Genomic DNA, 17,713 nt, shown 5'->3' with positions numbered 1-17,713 from the left:
TTGCGGGAATTGGGCCGCAACCGAGAGAAACCCTTGAGTTGCAAATGAAGGAAGCGTGATTTGCGTCACTTTTCCGCTCGAGTATCGGCGTACCCTCAAATCATATTTTTTTGCACGACTTTTGCTGCCACACCTTTTTCAAACAGGCATTGCAATGACACATGAAACTCTGGACTTGAGCGACAACCCCAGGCTTCAAAGCGCTGCCCGCAATGAACCGCCCATGTGCAAGGGAGAGCGTGGACCAGCGGTTGCCATTCTTCAAAAAGCATATGAAGTGGCCGGTTATCCGATGCCCGGTTCCATTCGTGCTGATGGATCTGCGGACGGGATATTCGGAAAGGAGACCTATTCGGTCACCCGCCATTTTCAGATTGGACAAGAGATTTCGGTTGACGGCATCGTCGGCCAGAACACGCTCGGTGCTCTTGCCAAGGCACTCGACGACGTTACGCCGGGCAATGATCCGGTGAAGCCAATGCCAAACGGACCCGTCAAACCGCAGCAGCCTGATCCACCGTTGCCAGGTGGCCCGACGGTCCCGAAAAATCCCAAACCATCGCCGCAACCTGCCAAACGCGCGCACTTTGCCGAAGAGCGGATCGCGAGTGGCTTCGACAATACCGTTTTTCCACATTGGCAGATGGTGCCTACCTCCAGCAGGCCGAACAGCTCAGGCGGCGGCGGTGCAATCGTGAAGCTGCGTAACGGTGAGGGGCTTACCGTAGTGAGCAACAACGATCTTATCAAAGTTCACGAGCTGCCGATCAGCCATATAGACGGCAGCCGGCAATTCCTCCTGACGAGCGATGTTGACGGGGCCCGTGGGCAACTTCTGGCGCGCAATGGCGTCTTTACAGCCACCCGATTGCAGGTTGAAACCACCAGGCCATATGTGTTGACGGTCGATTTCTACATGGTGAGCGACAAGTTTCGCAAAACAAAGCGGCCGGTCGGAGAGCTGGGTAAGCTTGTAAGCGATACGAGTGAGCTTCTTGCGCAGCAGTGTAACGTACATCTCCAGAAGAAACGCGTATATACAAAGTATCATCTTGATACAGATCTTGGTGACGTCATTCTCGTTCGAGATATGCAGAAGAGAGTTGAGACCCAAGACGTTTACCTCATCTATCAGGGGTGTCAGTACACAGCCGACCTCAGCGTTTTTTGCGTCTGGGACTACGAGATGAACCAGGAGAATGCCGACAATGGCGGCGTTCATGTTGGTCTTTCCTCCGGCAGGGGCCGCATCATTGTCGAGGACGAGCATGCTTCCCGCGCCAAAGAGCACGGCAAATGGACGCTCATGCATGAGGTCGGCCATGCCCTCGGCTTGAAGCATCAAGACCTAACGATCATGGCCGATGTCGGGCAGACCATGACGTCTTATCTGCGGATGTCGCAGATCCACACAATGTGGGAACACGCCAGAAAAACTCCATAAGAGTGAAGGATTTCGCGCGCCGAATAACCGATTTGTCGAATGGGAAATGATAGTTATGGCTACGCAATCGCAAGGCATCATCCGATTGAAAAACGCAGCGTACAATTCTCCGCCAATGACGCGTGGAGAGAGAGGAGAGGGCGTCTCGCTCCTTCAAGGTGCTTACGTCGCGCTCGGCCACGCCATGCCCAATTCCACCAAAACCGACGGAGCCCAAGACGGCATTTACGGCAAGGAGACGGATGCGGTCACGCGTCACTTTCAATCAAAATACGGTCTCTCGGTCGACGGGGACGCGGGAAAAGAAACGATCGGACGCCTAAATTCGGAACTCGGCGGAGCACTTTTTAATGATCCGGTTCCAGATCCGAACGGTCCAACCCCGAATGGTCCAACCCCGAATGGTCCTGTACCGCCTTCTCCTGATCCGCGAGGAGACGGACCCAAACGGGTGATCCCGGTAAATCCTTTCCCAACACCACCACGGCCGGTGACACCGCGTGATGATCCTCACCAACCACGCTTTGCAGCCGGAAAGGCGCTTAACGGGTTCGATGAGCGGGGCGATCCGCCGTGGCAGATGGTCCCGGTCAATGGAAATCGTATCGTCCAGCTTATTGGCGGACGCGATCTAACGGTTACGGCCTCGGACCACACGGTCACCGTGACCGAGATCCGTCCGCGTTTTATCACCAAAAGCCGGCTGTTTCTTCTGTCCGGCTTACCCGGACTTGTTGATCTTCATCGCCGCAGGATCGTCGCGCGTGACAGCGAAGGCCTGATCAGAGCTCAGCTCTCGCTGGATTTGGTTCGCAATCTGTCCGTCAAGGTGACTTTCCATCTTGTTCAGGACGAACACGGAGGTTCGCGCCGCTCGGAGGCTGATGTCACGGAAAGCCTGGAAACGGCTAACAGCATCCTCTTTGGCCACGCAAATATCCATCTTCACGCTCACGACATTCGACGTGTCGATCACATTTTTGGAAAGGCTGTCAACTATATAGAAGCCGGAAAGAAGAAAAAGGGTGAAGTGGACGAGTGGGATTACCTGGATACTTATCGTGATCTCTCCGCGGACATAAACGTATTCTTCGTCAACAATATTCTCACATACGAAGAGGAAGAGCAGAACGAGACTTTGAAAGCCTACGGAGTTACAAGCGGCAAATCGCCAACCGTTCTCATCCGGGACCCGACAAGGTTTCGACGCGCCTTCTCAGCCGGTGAAGTTCTGGCGCATGAAGTCGGACACGTCCTCGGACTTGACCACCCTGAAACAATGCACATACCGACAGGGGGATACGGATTTGTGGTCGTTCCGGTCGACCCGCATTCCGGTCAGATCGTTGGCGGCAAGAACCTGATGATGCGGACGATCAGCGAGGTCGATGATGATAACAACGTGATCAAGACCAACTTTACGCTTCGACGAGGTCAAGTGCGGCAAATGCATGAGAAAGCGAAATCGATGGGGATCACAAGCTCATCCGAACTAACGAACCTCAACGTGCCGCGTCCGGTGTGAGAACAAGTTGACCGATACGAAGGAACGGCTTGTCAATCAGTCATGTTGTTCTGCCGGATATGGACAGCGGAAACCTCAAACCTGCGCCAGACATTTGCAGATTTGAGCGGATCGCCGTCAAAGAATTTTTCGACCGTTTCGCGCTCTTCCGCCTCAATGAGAAAAAAAGACCCGCGCATGGTCTCGCCGTCATCTTGAGTAAGCGGACCCGAGAGCAGGATCGAAATGCCATGTCGCGCTGGCGCATCGACCAGATAGCGGCGGTGAGCATCGATGGTTTCAAGGCGCAGGCTCAACGCATCAGGATTATCCTCGGCATAAACGACGAATTGCATGACGCTTCCTATTCAAAGACGAGACTGAGCGCGGGGATAAAGGTCAAAAGCAGGGTGACAAGTGTCATCATGATCACGAATGGAAACGTGCCGGCGAATATGTCGCCGAGGGTGGTGTTGCGGTCGGAAATTGTCGCCTTGACCACGTAAACCGTCAGTCCGAATGGCGGTGTTAAGAGACCGATCTCAACCGCGATGACAGTCACAATCCCGAACCAGATGAGATCACCGCCAAGCTCGGTGACGATGGGCAGCGAGAGCGGCAGCAGGATCAGCATGATCGACGTGGAATCGAGGATCATGCCCATGACGACGACGATCAGCAGATAAATCAGCATGAAGCCCATGAGCCCGAGACCCGCGTCTGAAAAGAGCAGCGTGATTTCCTGTGGGATCGTCGACAGGGTCAGCATCCTTGAATACATCGATGCGGCGATGATCAGGAGCAGGATTGAAACCGAGACCAGACCTGTGTCGACAAGGACACGCCAGAACCGCGGCCAGGTGAGGCTGCGTTTGGCAAGTGCGACGGCGATGGAAGCAGCAGCTCCCGCTGCACCTGCTTCGGTTGGCGTGAAAAATCCGGTGTAGATCCCGCCGAGCACGATGATCACCAGCGCGGTGATCGGGAGGAGTTTGACGACGGCAGTGCCCCAGGTCTCTCCCTCGATCACTGCCGGCCGGTCGCTCTGCATCACCATTTTTGGGCGGTATCGCGCCATCAGGTAAATTCCTGCACCGAACACAAACGCAAGCAACACACCTGGAACAATGGCTGCGAGGAAGAGCGCCCCCACTGACTGTTCCGCGAGGACACCATAGATGATCAGCAAGAGGCTGGGCGGTATCAGCATGCCAAGCACTGAGGATCCCGCCACCACGCCAAGAGCAAAGCGATTGTTGTAGCCATTGGCGACCATTTGCGGCACCGCTACGCGAGAAAACACGGCTGCTGAGGCAATGGAGATACCCGTGATGGAGGCAAAAACCGCGTTCGCCGCGACAGTCGCCATTCCAAGGCCACCGCGGACTTTCTGGAGCATCCAGGCGGCCACGCGATAGGCATCGCGCCCTATATCTGCCGTATCGACAATCAATCCCATGAGCACGAAAAGTGGGACGACACCGAACAGGTACCGGTTGATTGCCCCATCTGCCGCCAGTGCCAGCGACCGGACGGCGACCGTCGGATTGTCACGTATCAGCCAAATGCCGAGAAAGCTCAAAAGTATAAGAACAACAGCGATATGAGCTCCTGAAAAGATCAGAAGCAGCATGAAGCCGATCGTCGCTGCACCGATCCCGATCCGCCCGAGATCGGCGACAAAGATCCCGTAGCCGAGCACCAGTATCAGGGCAAAGGCAATCAGGATGGGCAGACCGCGCGGCGGCAGGCTAACCGTGTGGCGGATGGTCAGGGGTTCTACGCGCCTGGAGTTCAGGATTTCCTTGATGTCCTTCAGAACCTGGGTGGCGAAGGCAAGACATGACAGGAGCGAGCCGCCGAACAGGCAGGCTTTGATCGGCCACACAGGGGCGGTGAAGACCCCTTGTGCCCCGAAGAATTCGTTTTCCACCCAGGCGTCGACCAGTTTTGGCCACGTACCCAAGGCGATCAGCGCAAAAACAAAAATGCCGGCCAGATGAAAAAAGACGCGCATCACCGCCGCCGCGAAGGGGCGATTTTCTTCGATGCTGCCGATCAGGATGTCGGTGCGGGTCATGCGTCCGCTCATGACGGTGTGACCCGCCTGCAGGAAAACGATGGCAACGATGGAGTTTGCAACGATTTCCGCAACGCCCTGCACGGGCGCATTGAAGAACGTGCGGCCGATGATGTCGGAGCAGATCAGGAGCATTAGACAGAAGATCCAGATCGATGCCGCCGCACTGACGGCGCCGGTGAGCGAGGAGACCCCGTTCACCGTCCGGTCGGCGCCGTGGCGGAATAGTCGTGCTGTGTTCGCCACGGCGAGCCCTCCTTGCGATTAGCGCTTGGACCAGTCGATGCGGGGCTCGAGCCCTGCCTCGTTGACTTTCGCCATGTACGCGTCGAGCACGGCAGCTGCGCCCTTGTCTGAATTTGCGTCAGCCCATTCCTTTGCAAGGTTCGGTAGTCCGTCAGCCCAGGCGGCCACATCCGTCGCCGGCAGGCTGGTCACCGTCGCACCGACCTCTGGAAGCTTCTTCAGGAAAGCGTCGTAGCGCTGCATGACTTCTTCCGCATGGGCCACGGTGTAGTCTTCGCCAAGTTCCGTCAGGACCTTCCGGACATCCTCGGACAGGCCATCCCAAACATCCTTGTTGATGCCGAGGCCACCGGTCATCTGGGCACCTATGCCGACAAGGGTCACATACGGAGCAACTTCATAGTGTTTGTTGGGAAAGGCTCCGGTGATGATCACGACCATACCGTCGGCGACACCTGTCTGAACCTGATTATAGTAGGTCGGCAAGGCGCCGTTCACAGGTACAGCACCAAGATGTTTCAGCCAGTTTGCGGATGGTCCGGGAGCCAGGATCTTGCGGCCTTCCAGGTCCTTCAGCGAGTTGACCGGAAAGTTGGTCAGAAGATGATAAGTTTCGACACCGCTTGCTCCGAGAAAGACAACATTCTGATCCTCCCAGGCTTCTTTGAGTTCCGGAACCTCGCGGTGCAGTTCGTTCATGATTTTCAGGGTAGAAACCAGGTCATCCGACACGAACGGTGTGAAATAGGTCATGTTCTGGAGTGGCATCTTGGACCCTTCCCAGAGCGTGCCCACCCAGCCGGCATCGGTCAGGCCGTCGCCGACCGCTTCAAGCGTGTCCTTGAAGCCGTACAACGCGCCACCATAGGCTTCCGTCCATTCGATGCGGTCTTCTGAGCCCATTTCCTCCAGGCGCTTGTTGGATTCTGCAACCACGAGGCTTGAAAGCTGGCCGACCCACGGCACGACCGTCGGGTGGCTGGAGGCCATCGTCAGATTGTAGGTTTTCGCCTCGACGGCCGTCATGGCGAATGCGCTCAAGGCGAGTGCAGCAAGGATGCGTCTCATTGTCTTTCCTCCCGTTGCGCGATCTCAGGTGACCGCGTGTTTGCCTGTTGAAAAATTCACTTCGACCGTGACCCGGCCCTCGTTCAGCAGCCAGGGGCGGACCTTGAAACTGCGCGCACCGGAGGAATGCATCGGGTCTGTCTCTGCGATTTCCCGGGCATGGGCGAGGCTGTCGGCGCGAATGATCACCATGCCTTCACCATTCCAGGTTTGTTCGTCATCGGCCCAGAAAGGACCGGCACCGAGCATGATGCCTCTTTGCTCCAGATCGACCTGGAACTTCAGGTGTTCCTCGATATTTTCCATCACCGGCCCCATGCCGTTGGTCGGGCTGGTGAAGACCACAAAAAGCTGCTTTTGCAGCATTCCCGCCGATGCCTTGAGAATATCGTCCTTGGTGATGTTCGGGCCTGACATGGCTGTTTCCTCCTAAAGCGTCTGGCAGACTTCGTCGTAGTCAAGCCTTGGCAAACGATGGAATATCTTGGACGTGTCCGCGTAGCCGAGATTGACCAGAAAGTTGGATTTGAGTGATGTGCCGTGAAAGAATTCCTCATCGACCTTGGCGTTGTCGAAACCGGACATGGCCCCGACATCCAGCCCAACAGCGCGTGCCGCGAGCATGAAATAAGCGCCCTGCAGCGTCCCGTTCCGGAAGGCGTTGACCTGCGCCGCCGTTGAATTGTTGCGGAAGATGTCCTGGGCATTCGGGTTCGGCGGGAACAGCTTCGGCAGCTCTTCCCAGAAATTGAGGTCATAGGCGATGATGGCGGTCACCGGAGCTGTTCGCATCTTGGGCCGGTTGGCCTCCATCAGACAGGGCTCCAGCCGGTCCTTGGCATCACCTGAGCGGATGAACAGCACCCGCATGGGCTGCTGGTTCATCGATGTCGGGCCCATTTTGGCGATGTCATAGAGCGCATGCAGCGTCTCATCGGAAACATCACGCTCCTGCCAGCCGTAATGGGTACGGGCGACGGTAAAAAGAAGCTCGAGGGTGGTCGGGTCCGCTGCATGTTCCATCGCCTGAAAGGTACGGGCTGCCTCTCTGGCTTCTGCGTGTGCGGCTTCGAATGGATCGCTCATTGAAGGGGTCCTGGATGGTTCAAAGGGAATGTTGGGGAAGGCCAAGCAGCGCACGGGACTCGGGCGGCGTTGCGACGCGCCGGTCATTTGCGGCGCAGATTTCAGCCGTTCGTTTGACGAGGGCGGCGTTCGACGGTGCAAGCCGGTTCCGGTCGAGGCGGATATTGTCCTCAAGCCCGGTGCGGGCATGGCCACCGGCGGCAATCGACCATTCGTTCAAGGTGAGCTGGCTCGCACCAATGCCGGCGGCGCACCACTCGGCGTCCGGCATCAGGCGTTTGACCGTTTTCACGTAGTAGTCGAAGACATCCTTGTCCGCGGGCATGGCGTTTTTCACGCCCATGACGAACTGGATGTAGATGCTGCCCGGAATGCGTCCGTCCCGGTTCATTGCCGCCGCCTGGTGGATATGACTGAGATCGAATGCCTCTATCTCCGGTTTGACGTTGTGGGTCCGCATTTCCCCGGCGAGCCAGTCGACAAGATCGGGCGCGTTTTCATAAACGCGGGTCGGGAAATTGTTGGAACCCACCGACAGCGATGCCATGTCCGGTTTCAAGGGCAGCATGCCGCCGCGTTCCTTGCCCGCCCCGGACCGCCCGCCGGTGGAGAACTGGATGATCATGCCGGGGCAGTGCTTCTCAAGTCCTTCCTTGAGGCGGGCAAATTTCTCCGGATCGGAGCTCGGGGTCTGATCTTCGTTGCGCACATGCGCATGGCAGATCGTTGCCCCGGCCTCGAACGCTTCATGCGTGCTTTCGACCTGCTCGGAAACCGTGATCGGCACGGCGGGATTGTGCTCCTTGCGCGGCAGGGAACCGGTAATCGCGACGCAGATGATGCAGGGCCTGGTCATCTTACGCCTTCTTCGGAGCCAGCACGAAATCGAATTCCACGTCCCAGAAAGAGGGACCGTTGAAACCGGCTTCCCGGGTCTTTTCCGGATCCTCAATCTTGCGGAAATCCGCGATCAGGCTTTTCTTCACGCCGAAAACACTGTCGGAATCGATGTATTCGTCGTCCGGATCGAATATATGCGTGGTCAGCTCGTCGTAGCCGTCCTTGGACACGATGTAATGGAGGTGGGCCGGGCGGAAGGGGTGCCGCCCAAGCCGGTTCAGCATGTCGCCGACGGGTCCGTCTGCCGGGATCGAGTAGTGCTTCGGCTTGACCGCGCGGAACCAGTATCTGCCGTCCGGTCCGGTGCGGAACACGCCGCGCAGGTTGAACTCCGGCTGGATGCCCTTCTGCTGGACATCATAGAAGCCTTCGTCATTGGCCTGCCAGACATCGATCTTGACCCCCTCCATCGGGTTGCCGTCGATGTCCTTGACCACGCCGCGCACCAGCAGGTCTTCGCCTTTTTCGTCGAGACAGATGTTGTGACCCATCTCGTATTCCGGGGCATCGCCCAGGTGGAACGGGCCCAAAACGGTGTTTTCCGATGCTCCCGTTGGACGGCGCGAGTTGACCGCATCCACAAGCATGGAGACGCCGAGCACATCGGACAGGAGAATGAATTCCTGGCGCCAGTCGTCGCATTTATGGCCGGTTGCCGTCAGAAACTGGATTGCCTTGAACCATTCTTCCTGTGTTGGCTCGATTTCCTTGACCGCCTCGTGCAGTTTGCGAGTCACGACTTCCATGATTTCCTTGAGGCGCGAGTCGCTGGCATTCTTGTTCCGGCCCGTGACCACTTCGGCGGAGTTTTCTTCGGTGAAATATCCGAGTTCATGAGCTTCCATCGGGCTCTCCTTAGCGTGCGAGAATTTTTGAAAAGACGCGGCGCAGATCGCCAGCGGGATCGCCGGTCAATCCCTTGCTGCGCCAGGCGACGTGCTGATCCGGGCGCACCAGGACGCAGCCCTTGTCGCTGACTTCGCGTGCCCGCGCCCAGTCGCCTGTGTGATCGACATATTGCCGGCGCGGGCCGATCACATGCACCCGGACATTAAGACCGAACTCCGCACCGACGGATTTGGCGGTTTCTTCCCAGGCTTCGCCTCCGATGCCGGTAAAGACGGTGAAGGTTCCGCCGCCGCACAGGTCGAGTGTGGAAAACCTGTCGCCGCTGTCGTGATCAAACAGCCAGCTATGAGGAATACGGGCTCCGGGCCAGGTCGTTGCCTGATAGTGCAGCTCGGCATCACGCTCAAAGGCCGGTTCCGTCTGCCCATCCGTTTCAATCGCATTTGACTTGTAGCGCTGGTTCATCTCCACGCCATGCGCGTCGAACTCGTATTTCTTGAAGGCGATAGCCTTGCGGATCGCGTCGCGTTGCGCTTCTGCGGCATCGGTGCGGTCGCAGCGGGCCACCAGGTTCTGCTGCATGACTTCCGGGTCGACACCTTCGCCCATGCCGAGCGCTTCGAAGATCGGGCCGAATTCGGCAATGGACTGGTTGGCGCGGGTCACGATCTGTTTGGCGACCGGTGCCCGTTCTACGCTGTAGCTGTCAAGCAGCGCTTCGCCCGCCTGGCCTTTCAGCACCGCGGCGAGCTTCCAGGCGAGGTTGAAACTGTCCTGAATGGAGGTGTTCGAGCCCAAGCCGTTGGACGGCGGATGCCGGTGCGCCGCATCGCCCATGATGAACACGCGGTCCTTTTGCATGTGCGTCGCGTACATGTTGTTGACGGTCCAGGTGTTGGCCGAGATCAGCTCGATCGTGAGATCCGGATCGCCGACCAGCTGGCGGGCAACGTCGGTTGCCATGGCTTCATCGACTTCCGGAGCTGGTTGGTTGATGTCGTAGCCCCAGACGATTAGCCACTCGTTCCAGGGGCGCACCATCCTCACAAGACCCATGCCGATGCCGCCGACATCCGCGCCGGGTTGCATCACCCAGTAAAGAACGGAAGGTCTGTGGGCGACATATTTGGAAAGGTCCGCCCTGAAGAGAATGTTCATCGAGCCGCCGACGCCCATCTTGCCCTCGAAAGGCAGTCCGGCATGTTCGGCAACAAGCGAATTGCCGCCATCGGCGCCGACAAGATACTTCGAGCGAACTGTGAATTCCTTGCCCGACAACCGGTCGAGGCAAGTGGTCGTCACACCCTCTGCGTCCTGTTCGTGGGAGAGATACTGGGCCGACATGCGCGCCTGGGTCCCCCTCGAGCAGGCCGTCTTGAAGAGAAGCGGCTCCATGAAGGTTTGCGGCAGGTCGTTCATCATCGTGGGCGAAGCCAACAGGTGTTCCGCCTTGGACAACGGATGGTTGCCCCAACTTTTCATGCGGCCGATTTCCTCGCCTGCAAGGCTCTCGCAGAAGACGTTCTCGCCCATCAACTCCTGATGCGCGGCGAACAGGTAAGCCTCGTCTTCGACGTCGCGCCCGAGATCCCTGAGCACTTCCATGGTGCGCTGATTGGTGATGTGCGCACGCGGCGTGTTTGCGAGCCAGCGATAGCGGTTGATCGCCATGTTCTCTATGCCGTAGGTCGACAGAAGCGCGGCTGTTGCAGAGCCCGCCGGACCGGTGCCGATGATCAGGACGCCGGTGCCGAAATCAGCCATTTGTCGTTCCTCCAAAATCAATCAAGCACTGGGCTGCAAGTGTCTTTTTCATTTCAACCTCCCGAATTTTCGCTGGAGCCGCCGGAGAGCCTGCGGCGAATGGGAAAGATTTCGATGCCGGTCCGGTCGGTGAAGAGGCCCCAGAGGCCGCGCGGTGCAAACAGCATGATGACGATGCCCAAGAGACCGAGCACCAGCAGGTACCAGGAGCCATAACTGGACAGGGAATTCTGCAGGGCGAAGAACACTAGGACGCCGATAATCGGGCCTTCGATGGTACCGATGCCGCCGATGACGACGATGAAGATCACGTAGGCGGTCCAGTCGAGAACCGAGAACGCAGCGTCGGGTGAAATCCGTGCCTTCTGGACATAGATCAGGGCACCGGCGAGACCCGTAATGAACGCCGTGCTCAAGTAAACGACAGTTTTCAGACGCTGCGCATCGACGCCGACGGACCGGGCGGCGTTCTGATTGTCGCGTACGGCTGCGAGCCCGAGCCCCTGGCGGGAGCGCAACAGCCAGTAGACGACACCCACCGTGGCGACCGCGAGGAACAGCGCAAGCCAGAACGTGATGACATCGGTTGCAGCAGACGTCTTGAAACCGAACGTCTCTTTCAGAAAATCGAGACCGAACATGTCGCGGGTCGCGCTGCGGGGCAGGGACGTGCCGGTGCCGCCGCCAAGCGCCTTCCACTGTGCAACGGTGAGGCGCACGATTTCCGCGACCACCCAGGTGCCGATTGCGAAATAAGCGCCCTGCAGACGGAAGGTGAAGAATGCGGTTGGAATGGCGAGCAGAGCGGCTCCGATCCCGCCCAGTAGGATCGAGACCAGCGGATCGAGATCCAGAAGAACAACGCCCCCAAACATGGCATAGGCACCGATGCCGACGAAGGCTTGCTGACCGACGGAGACGAGGCCCGCATATCCGGCAAGCAGGTTCCACCCTTGCGCCAGCACCAGCATGGTGAGGATGAAGAAGAGATCCTGGATCAAGCTGCGCGATGCATAGAACGGGGCGAAGGCCAGAACAATCACGAGGAGGGCAGCAAGGCCGAGGAACAGCGTCGACGTGCGTGTGCGGGTCTCGACAGTCCAGGAGGTTTGGGTGGTTTGGGCGGTCGCGGACATGGCAGTTCCCCTTAATCCACGGCCCGCGGGAACAAACCGCGTGGTCTGAGCAACAGGACGATGACAAAGGCGACATGACCGGCAAGGATCTGCCATTCCGGGTTGATGGCGGCTCCCAGCGTCTGCGCAACGCCGATGATGATACCGCCGGCAAGCGTGCCCCAGAGCGAGCCGAGACCGCCGATAATCACGGCCTCGAAGGCATAGATCAGGCGCGCAGGGCCGACCGTCGGGTCGAAATTGGCGCGGGTTCCGAGATAGAGGGCGGCAATCGTCACGACGACCATTGCGATCCCGGTTGCGGTTGCGAAGATGTTGTTAGGTCGGATGCCCATCAGGCTCGCCGTGACGGCGTCATCCGAGGTTGCGCGGAAGGCCCGGCCAAGCGACGTGCTGTAGAAAATCTTGTTGAGCCCAATGATCACCATAACTGCGGAAACGAACGTGAGCAGCGGCATGACGCCGACATTGACCGGACCAAGCGCAAGAGACGCTGTTTCGAGCTGACCGACGGAAAGGCGCTGGCTGTCGGCGGAAAAGCCTTCCAGAAGCGCGTTCTGGATCACGATGGACAGGCCGAAGGTCACGAGCAGTGGCGGCAGGATGTCCGGCCCGAGTGTCCGGTTGAGAACATGCATCTGCAGCAGCCAGCCAATGCCAAACAGGATCGGAGCCGATATCAGGGCCGCCAGGAACGGATCGATACCGAGCAACGTTACGAGAACCAGGATCAGGTACGCGGCCATAACGATGAAATCGCCATGGGCAAGGTTCACGAGCCGCATGATCCCGAAAACGAGACTGAGGCCCGCGGCAAAGAGGGCATAGAGGCCGCCGAGCAGGACCCCTTGGACGATTGTGTCGACCCAGATCATGCGGCTGCTCCGAAATAGGCGTTGTGAATGGCATCGCGGCTGAGATCGGAGGGAGCGCCTTCCAGCGTGATCCGCCCTTCCATCATGCAGTAGACACGGTCGGCGACTTTCAGCGCCTGGCCGATATCCTGTTCCACCACCACGATGGAGGTGCCGGACGCCTTGATCTTCGGAAGCGCGGCGTAGATGTCCCTGATGATCACCGGCGCAAGGCCCAGGCTGATCTCATCGCACAAAAGCACGCGCGGGTTGGACATCAGCGCCCGTCCGATCGCCACCATCTGCTGCTGGCCGCCGGAAAGGGCGGTGCCGGGATTGAGCCTGCGCTCCTTGAGGACCGGGAACATCTCGTAGACAGTTTCAAGCGTCCAGATTCCCGTGACTTTGCGGCCATGCGCGCCAATGAGGAGATTTTCCTCCACGCTGAGTGAAGGAAAGAGTTTTCGGCCTTCGGGCACCATGGCAATGCCCTTTTTCACGATATCCGCCGCATGGGCGGAACCAATCCGGTCGTTCTCGAATGTGATCGCATCCGCCCGGTTGGTCAGAACTCCGGAGATGGAACGCATCAGCGTGGTCTTGCCGGCCCCGTTTGCGCCGATGATCGCCACTGTCTCGCCTTCCTCAAGCCGGATATCGACCCCGAAGAGTGCCTGGAAGTCGCCATAGTGGGCGGTCAGATTGTCTGTCTGAAGCAGTGCCATCACACATCGATCCCGAGGTAGATTTCCCGCACTTCCTGCGAGTTCATGATGGCCTCCGGCTCGCCGATGCCGATCACCTTGCCGAAGTCGAGCACGAGCAGGCGTTCGGCGATGGAGGTGAGGGCGTGAAGTACGTGCTCGATCCAGATGATCGACATGCCGCCCACATGAATTTTCCTGATGGTCGAGACAAGCGCGTGGCATTCGCCTTCCGTGAGCCCGCCTGCGATCTCGTCAAGCAGAAGCACTTTGGGCCGGGTCGCCAAGGCGCGGGCAAGTTCCAGGCGTTTGCGCTCCAGAAGGCTGAGACGCCCGGCGACTTCATTGGCCTTGCCGATCAGTCCCGTCTCGACCAGGATGTCCGCGCATTCATCGGAAACGGCGCTTTCCGGCAAACTGTTGCCGAAAGCTCCGGCAACGATGAGGTTTTCGAAAACCGTCAACTTTTCAAAAGGTTGCGGGATCTGGAATGTACGCCCCAGTCCACTGAGGCACCGTTCCATCGGCGGGACATGGGTCACGTCATGTCCGAGAAACGTGATCCGGCCCTCATCGACCGGCAGATTGCCGGTGATGAGGTTGAACAAGGTTGATTTGCCGGCACCGTTCGGTCCGATCACACCCAATGCCTCGCCTTGGGCGAGATCAAAGGTTATGTGTTGCGAAACGCGCAGCGCACCAAAGGCTTTCGACACATTGTCCAGCGCCAGGATCGTCATTGGGTCACTCCCTCAGGCCGGGCGCAGACACAGGGTCCACGCCTGCCGGAAATCAGGTGATCGGTTCCATCTTGCCGCCGGTCGGAATATCCGGCGCGGTCTGGTTGTCTGTGATGACCAGGTCGTAGCCGCCGCCGTCTTTCAGGCGCCACTGACCGCCGACCAGTGGCGTCTTGGCAACGTTCTTCTGAGCAAACGGTGGCAGCCCTATTCCGTCCCAGGCGATCGGGCCGACGATCGTATTGAGTTTCGTCGCCGCGATGACTTCCGAGACCTCGTCGGCGTCCGTCGGATCGTTGGCGCGCTTCATGACATCCACCGCCAGTTCGAACAGCGCGTGGACAAAGCCGATGGGCTGTGTCCAGGGACGTCCAGTGGCCTCGGTGAAACCCGATGCGAGCTGGCCGGAGCTTTCGCCCGTGAGCGAGGACGAGAACGGGTGCGTCGGGCTCCACCAGACTTCCGACGAGAGATTATTGCCGGCATCGCCGAGTGCTTCGACGGTTTGCGGGAACAGAATCGCCTTGCCGATCGAGGCGACTTTCGGCGTGAAACCCTGCTGCTTGGCCTGTGTCCAGAAAGTCGTGAAATCCGGCGGGATCATCACGCCCGTGACGATTTCAGCCTTCGCCTGTTTGAAGGCGTTAATCTGCGCGGTGAAATCGTCGGTCAGGTTCTGGTAGCGTCCCGGGTCGGTCAGGCCGTAGCCGAGCTTTTCAAGCACCGGCGGAAAGCCGACATTCGGATCGCCCCAGGCATTGCCGTCGCCGTCATTGGGGAAGAGGCCGCCGACTTGCTTGTTGGTGTCGAGCTGTCCCCACATGTTGGTGAAGACTGCGATCACATCCTCCAGGCCCCAGAAGAAATGGTAGGAATAGTAGAACGGTTCCCAGCTGCCCGGATCGCCGGGGTTGCCCTGCTGGCCGATGAACCAGGGCTGCCAGGGCGCGACCGTCGAGATGCAGGGGATCTCTTCGCTCTCGCACGTGGTGGTGACCGGATTGGTGGTTTCCGGCGTGGAGGCCACCAGCATCAGGTTGATTTCATCGTCGATGATCAGTTCGCGGGCGACTTCCGCCGCCCGGTTGGGGTTCGACTGGCTGTCCTTGACGATCACCTCGATATTGAGGCCCTCGGCTTTCGCTGCCGCGTTGAAACCGCTGATAATGAAGTTATCCGCTTCGGCGAAAGCGGCGAGAGGGCCGGTTTGCGGGCTGACATAGCCGAGCTTGATCGGCGTTCCCTGCGCGCGGGCCGGCAGGGCGAGACCCGATGAGCCTGCAAGGGCGGCCGTTGCCGCGGTCGATTTCAGGAATGTGCGTCTATTCAACATGTTGGTTCCTCCCAGACCAGGTGATCAGATCGCGGGACGCGTCCCTTCCCAGGCGTCCTGCAGCAGATGACGGATGGACGCGCGGTCGATCGGGCGCGGGTTCCAGTACGGGTTTTCGGTCGCAATGTCGGCGGCGCGATCAAGGTCTGCCTCGCTCAGGCCAAGGTCCTTGAGCGCCAGCGGTGCGCCGATACGTGCCGAGAAATCGAAGAGACCCGCACCTGGTGCCGCCCCGAAAAGATCGGCAATCGGCTGCAACTGTTCTGGAACCGCACCCGCATTGAAGCCGACCGTGTGCGGAAGCATGATGGCGTGGGTTTCCGCGTGCGGTGTATCGAAACTGCCACCGAGCGTGTGGCAGATCTTGTGATGCAGCGCCATGCCGACAGCACCGAGGACCGTGCCGCAGAGCCACGCACCATAGAGCGCTGCAGAGCGGGCCTCGGTATCTGCCGGATCCGCCTTGAGCAAAGGCAGAGCCTCGCTGAACGCGGCCAGACCTTCGGCCGCCATCAGACTGGAAACAGGATTGCGGTCCTGTGCGTAGAGGGCTTCGGCGGCATGGGCCATGGCGTTCAGGCCGCTGGTGATTGTCATGGCTAGCGGCAACCCCGTTGTCAGGTCCGGGTCGTAGATGACGACCTCCGGCAAGATGCTGCCGCCGCGTACCGTCGTCTTGCGGCCGCCTTCCGTCTGGCCGAGGATCGGCGTCACCTCGGACCCGGCATAGGTTGTCGGGATCACGATCTGGGGCAGGTCGGTGCGGTAGGCAATTGCCTTGCCAAGGCCGGTCGTGGAGCCGCCGCCGAGCGAAACAACGCAGTCCGCACCGGACGTCTTTACAATCTCCATGGCCTCTTCGGTGACCTCGACGGGCGTGTGCATGGCTGCTTTCGTAAAGACACCGACGGCAAGGGCCCCAAGCTCTTCGGCAAGCTGTGCGGCATCGTTCGCCTGATGCGGCGTCGACAGAACCAGGGCTTTCCGGCAGCCGAGCTTTTCCACCCAGGCACCTGTTTCGGCACGCTTGCCGGCACCGAAAACGATATGGGCTGCGCTGCCTCTGTAGGTGAAGACGCGGGTCATGCGCCAAGCTCCTGTCTGGCCGGGTTCAGGTGGAAAACAATGTCGAGTTTGAGCGCTGCGTCCGGCCCTACATCGGCTTCCTTGAAGTGGCCGATGAGCCCGGGCTTGACGCTGAAGAGCGGGTCTTTGCCAAGGTTCGGATCGTCGCCGTCGAAGATCTGTGTCGTCAGCGTTTCGAACCCGTCAGCCGTCACCTGGAAATAGACATGAGCGGGCCGGCAAAGCGGCGCACCAAGTTTTGCGAGAAGATCTCCGAGTGGTCCGTCTTTCGGCACTTCGTAACCGGACGGGCGGATGGTGCGGTAAGTGACGCGGCCGGCATCATCTGAAACGAAATGGCCGCGCAGATTGTGTTCCGGCTGCAGGTCGGGCTGCTGGTTTTCATAAAACCCTTGCGCGTTGGCCTGCCAGGTTTCGACGCGCGCCCCGGCGAGGGGCCGGTCGTCCAGGTCCATGAGGCGGAGGGTGACGTCGACTGGTGTTCCCGCACCGTCGAGCGAGATGTTTTCACCGTGCTGCATCAGCGGTGCGTCCGGGCGGTAAAACGGCCCGCGCATCGTGTTCGGAGTCGCTCTTTGTGGCCGGTCCGAATTGAGCGCGTCGACAAGCGTGGACATGCCCAGAAGGTCTGACACCAGAACCCATTCCTGACGCCGGTCGTCGCACAGGTGACCGACTTCCGTCAGGAATTCGATCGTTGCGCGCCAGTCGTTCAGGGTCGGGCGGGTTTCCCGGATGATGGCGTGAAGGTGTTCCGCAACCTTGCTCAGCACCAGGGCAAGCCGCTCATCCGAAGTCGTATCGAGCCGCTCGGCAAAAAGCCGGTCGGACGTTTCCGTCTTGAAATAAGCGATGTCGGACATCCCGGCCATGGTTCCTCCCAATGGTCATTTCCTGACCTTTGGGAAAAATTATCGGG

The 17,713-nt window shown here is 59.2% G+C and carries 17 protein-coding genes; 2 read left to right on the top strand and 15 right to left on the bottom strand.

The features are described from left to right. Positions 1-154 precede the first annotated feature (154 nt). Positions 155-1,444, top strand: a complete 1,290-nt coding sequence (locus tag Q0915_RS09650) for a peptidoglycan-binding protein (RefSeq protein WP_299470777.1) — start codon at positions 155-157, stop codon at positions 1,442-1,444. Positions 1,445-1,499: 55 nt separating this feature from the next. After that, complete coding sequence (locus Q0915_RS09645; protein ID WP_299470775.1) at positions 1,500-2,969, top strand: peptidoglycan-binding protein; 1,470 nt, start codon at positions 1,500-1,502, stop codon at positions 2,967-2,969. Between the two features lie 32 nt (positions 2,970-3,001). On the opposite strand, the gene Q0915_RS09640 is transcribed toward Q0915_RS09645, so the two are convergent. From Q0915_RS09640 to Q0915_RS09570, 15 genes are read right to left on the bottom strand one after another with little or no spacing between them, the layout of a single operon-like run. Then, complete coding sequence (locus Q0915_RS09640) at positions 3,002-3,304, bottom strand: YciI family protein (RefSeq protein WP_299470773.1); 303 nt, start codon at positions 3,302-3,304, stop codon at positions 3,002-3,004. Positions 3,305-3,312: 8 nt separating this feature from the next. Then, complete coding sequence (locus Q0915_RS09635) at positions 3,313-5,274, bottom strand: TRAP transporter large permease subunit (RefSeq protein WP_299470771.1); 1,962 nt, start codon at positions 5,272-5,274, stop codon at positions 3,313-3,315. Positions 5,275-5,292: 18 nt separating this feature from the next. After that, positions 5,293-6,342 (bottom strand): C4-dicarboxylate TRAP transporter substrate-binding protein, encoded by a 1,050-nt coding sequence (locus Q0915_RS09630; RefSeq protein WP_299470769.1) that lies wholly within the window; start codon positions 6,340-6,342, stop codon positions 5,293-5,295. Positions 6,343-6,366: 24 nt separating this feature from the next. Further along, the gene (locus Q0915_RS09625) at positions 6,367-6,759 is read right to left on the bottom strand and encodes a YciI family protein (protein ID WP_299470766.1); all 393 of its coding nucleotides are present in this window, start codon (positions 6,757-6,759) and stop codon (positions 6,367-6,369) included. A gap of 12 nt (positions 6,760-6,771) precedes the next feature. After that, a complete protein-coding gene (locus Q0915_RS09620; RefSeq protein ID WP_299470764.1) occupies positions 6,772-7,428 on the bottom strand; it encodes a malonic semialdehyde reductase in 657 nt (218 codons plus the stop codon). Between the two features lie 19 nt (positions 7,429-7,447). Next, entirely contained in the window at positions 7,448-8,284 is an 837-nt protein-coding gene (locus tag Q0915_RS09615) for a 3-keto-5-aminohexanoate cleavage protein (protein WP_299470762.1), read from the bottom strand. Between the two features lies 1 nt (position 8,285). Next, positions 8,286-9,173: an intradiol ring-cleavage dioxygenase gene (locus Q0915_RS09610; protein WP_299470760.1), complete on the bottom strand. Its 888-nt coding sequence runs from the start codon at positions 9,171-9,173 to the stop codon at positions 8,286-8,288. Between the two features lie 10 nt (positions 9,174-9,183). After that, on the bottom strand, positions 9,184-10,941 hold the full coding sequence (locus tag Q0915_RS09605; RefSeq protein WP_299470758.1) for an FAD-dependent monooxygenase: 1,758 nt from the start codon (positions 10,939-10,941) through the stop codon (positions 9,184-9,186). 53 nt (positions 10,942-10,994) lie between these two features. Beyond that, on the bottom strand, positions 10,995-12,077 hold the full coding sequence (locus Q0915_RS09600; RefSeq protein WP_299470756.1) for a branched-chain amino acid ABC transporter permease: 1,083 nt from the start codon (positions 12,075-12,077) through the stop codon (positions 10,995-10,997). An 11-nt stretch (positions 12,078-12,088) separates the two neighbouring features. Continuing rightward, positions 12,089-12,952, bottom strand: a complete 864-nt coding sequence (locus Q0915_RS09595) for a branched-chain amino acid ABC transporter permease (RefSeq protein WP_299470754.1) — start codon at positions 12,950-12,952, stop codon at positions 12,089-12,091. Then, a complete protein-coding gene (locus Q0915_RS09590) occupies positions 12,949-13,656 on the bottom strand; it encodes an ABC transporter ATP-binding protein (RefSeq protein WP_299470752.1) in 708 nt (235 codons plus the stop codon). Before Q0915_RS09590 ends, Q0915_RS09595 begins: the two co-directional genes overlap by 4 nt. Next, positions 13,656-14,375, bottom strand: coding sequence for an ABC transporter ATP-binding protein (locus tag Q0915_RS09585; protein ID WP_299470750.1), 720 nt, complete (start codon positions 14,373-14,375; stop codon positions 13,656-13,658). The genes Q0915_RS09590 and Q0915_RS09585 overlap by 1 nt, the downstream gene beginning before the upstream one ends. Positions 14,376-14,427: 52 nt before the next feature. Further along, positions 14,428-15,708: an ABC transporter substrate-binding protein gene (locus Q0915_RS09580; protein WP_299470748.1), complete on the bottom strand. Its 1,281-nt coding sequence runs from the start codon at positions 15,706-15,708 to the stop codon at positions 14,428-14,430. Positions 15,709-15,732: 24 nt separating this feature from the next. After that, complete coding sequence (locus tag Q0915_RS09575) at positions 15,733-16,794, bottom strand: maleylacetate reductase (RefSeq protein ID WP_299470746.1); 1,062 nt, start codon at positions 16,792-16,794, stop codon at positions 15,733-15,735. Next, a complete protein-coding gene (locus Q0915_RS09570; RefSeq protein WP_299470744.1) occupies positions 16,791-17,666 on the bottom strand; it encodes a dioxygenase in 876 nt (291 codons plus the stop codon). The genes Q0915_RS09575 and Q0915_RS09570 overlap by 4 nt, the downstream gene beginning before the upstream one ends. Positions 17,667-17,713 lie beyond the last annotated feature (47 nt).

It is taken from the genome of uncultured Roseibium sp., assembly GCF_947494555.1.
Taxonomy (GTDB): domain Bacteria; phylum Pseudomonadota; class Alphaproteobacteria; order Rhizobiales; family Stappiaceae; genus Roseibium.
The sequence above is the reverse complement of the archived record's forward strand: the minus strand, read 5'-3'. Positions and strand labels throughout refer to the sequence as shown.

Coding starts and splice junctions, on each gene's coding strand:
- Q0915_RS09605 (WP_299470758.1), bottom strand. CDS start 10,941: ATGGCTGATTTCGGCACCGGCGTCCTGATCATCGGCACCGGTCCGGCG.
- Q0915_RS09650 (WP_299470777.1), top strand. CDS start 155: ATGACACATGAAACTCTGGACTTGAGCGACAACCCCAGGCTTCAAAGC.
- Q0915_RS09590 (WP_299470752.1), bottom strand. CDS start 13,656: ATGGCACTGCTTCAGACAGACAATCTGACCGCCCACTATGGCGACTTC.
- Q0915_RS09575 (WP_299470746.1), bottom strand. CDS start 16,794: ATGACCCGCGTCTTCACCTACAGAGGCAGCGCAGCCCATATCGTTTTC.
- Q0915_RS09610 (WP_299470760.1), bottom strand. CDS start 9,173: ATGGAAGCTCATGAACTCGGATATTTCACCGAAGAAAACTCCGCCGAA.
- Q0915_RS09615 (WP_299470762.1), bottom strand. CDS start 8,284: ATGACCAGGCCCTGCATCATCTGCGTCGCGATTACCGGTTCCCTGCCG.
- Q0915_RS09585 (WP_299470750.1), bottom strand. CDS start 14,375: ATGACGATCCTGGCGCTGGACAATGTGTCGAAAGCCTTTGGTGCGCTG.
- Q0915_RS09620 (WP_299470764.1), bottom strand. CDS start 7,428: ATGAGCGATCCATTCGAAGCCGCACACGCAGAAGCCAGAGAGGCAGCC.
- Q0915_RS09595 (WP_299470754.1), bottom strand. CDS start 12,952: ATGATCTGGGTCGACACAATCGTCCAAGGGGTCCTGCTCGGCGGCCTC.
- Q0915_RS09625 (WP_299470766.1), bottom strand. CDS start 6,759: ATGTCAGGCCCGAACATCACCAAGGACGATATTCTCAAGGCATCGGCG.
- Q0915_RS09580 (WP_299470748.1), bottom strand. CDS start 15,708: ATGTTGAATAGACGCACATTCCTGAAATCGACCGCGGCAACGGCCGCC.
- Q0915_RS09630 (WP_299470769.1), bottom strand. CDS start 6,342: ATGAGACGCATCCTTGCTGCACTCGCCTTGAGCGCATTCGCCATGACG.
- Q0915_RS09600 (WP_299470756.1), bottom strand. CDS start 12,077: ATGTCCGCGACCGCCCAAACCACCCAAACCTCCTGGACTGTCGAGACC.
- Q0915_RS09645 (WP_299470775.1), top strand. CDS start 1,500: ATGGCTACGCAATCGCAAGGCATCATCCGATTGAAAAACGCAGCGTAC.
- Q0915_RS09570 (WP_299470744.1), bottom strand. CDS start 17,666: ATGGCCGGGATGTCCGACATCGCTTATTTCAAGACGGAAACGTCCGAC.
- Q0915_RS09640 (WP_299470773.1), bottom strand. CDS start 3,304: ATGCAATTCGTCGTTTATGCCGAGGATAATCCTGATGCGTTGAGCCTG.